The organism is Paenibacillus albidus (assembly GCF_014644435.1).
GTDB lineage: Bacteria > Bacillota > Bacilli > Paenibacillales > Paenibacillaceae > Paenibacillus_AQ > Paenibacillus_AQ albidus.
In genome coordinates this window covers 1-1,338 of record NZ_BMKR01000104.1, presented here as the reverse complement: position 1 = coordinate 1,338, position 1,338 = coordinate 1, and the positions used below count along the sequence as shown (strand labels likewise).

The window sequence follows — 1,338 nt, the reverse complement described above, 5'->3', positions numbered from 1 at the left end:
TTCATGTGGCTAGCCGGACGCCACCGGCCAGACTTTCGCACGCTTAATCGCTTCCGTTCCAAGCGAATGAAGGACGTTCTTGAAACGGTATTTTCCGCTGTGCTTCAGTTTTTGGCTGACGAAAAATACGTTTCTCTGGAGCATTACTTTGTGGATGGCACTAAGATTGAGGCCAATGCCAATCGCTATACATTTGTTTGGGGCAAAGCCGTTAGTAAACACAAGGCCAAGCTGCAAGAGAATGTACATGCTCTTTTTGCTGACATTGAAGCGGCAGAGCACCAGGAAGAGCGGAAGTTCCAGGGAAAGGACCTCGCGGAACTCGGCGAATCTTGTGAGATAAGCAGTGAGAAACTGGAACACCTGACCCAGGCGCTGGAGTCAAAACTTCTGGACAAACCTAAAGACAAGCCCCTGAAAAAGGCCATTCGGAAGCTTCGGAAGGACTTGCTGCCTAGGTTACTGAAGTACGAACAGTACCAAACACTGCTTGGTGACCGGAACAGCTTCAGCAAGACCGACCCGGATGCGACCTTCATGCGGATGAAGGAAGACCACATGCGAAATGGTCAGCTTAAACCGGGTTACAATGTGCAAATCGGAACGGAAAACCAGTTTATTTTGGCCTACAGTCTACATCGAAGACCCACCGATACCCGTTGTCTACAGCCGCATATGGAAAAGGCAAGGAAGATCCTGGGAAAACTCCCTCAAACGGTGATTGCGGATGCAGGCTACGGCAGTGAAGAAAACTACGCCTATCTGGAAAAGGAAGAGATTCAGGCGGTAGTGAAATATGGCAGTTACCACAAAGAAAAAAGCAAAGCTTGGAAAGAGAATGTCGGAAAGATCGAGAACTGGACATACACCGAAACCAAGGATACATGGACGTGCCCAGCCGGAGAAGCGCTGCATTTCCGCAAAGAGAGTAAGGAGACCCTACAAAGTGGATATGAAATTTACAAACGTCATTACCGAAGCCAGAGCTGTGAAGGCTGTCCGCTGAAGGAACGCTGCACGAAGGCAGCAGGAAATCGGGAAGTGGTTGTCAGTCTGGAACGGCTGCGATACCAGAAACAGGCTCGGGACATCCTGCGAAGTGAGGAAGGCTACGCCCTTGCCGTACGCCGAATGACGGAACCGGAAAGTGTATTTGGACAACTGAAGAATAACCGGGGGTTCCGGCGCTTTCTGCTTCGCGGCATGGAAAAAGTGACGCTAGAGGTCGGTTGGCTTTCACTTGCTCATAATCTGCTGAAGCAAGCTGCAAATGACCAAAAACGCAGAGCAGCGGTCCTCCAATAACAGGAGAATCGCTGCTCTGTTTGACTTTTAGGG

At 50.1% G+C, this 1,338-nt stretch carries 1 protein-coding gene; it reads left to right on the top strand.

Features of this window, described 5'->3' with window-relative positions; all coding sequences use genetic code 11:
* The coding region (locus IEY53_RS34770) for an IS1182 family transposase (protein WP_189032924.1) at positions 1-1,305 on the top strand (1,305 nt) is incomplete at its 5' end.
* Positions 1,306-1,338: the final 33 nt, after the last annotated feature.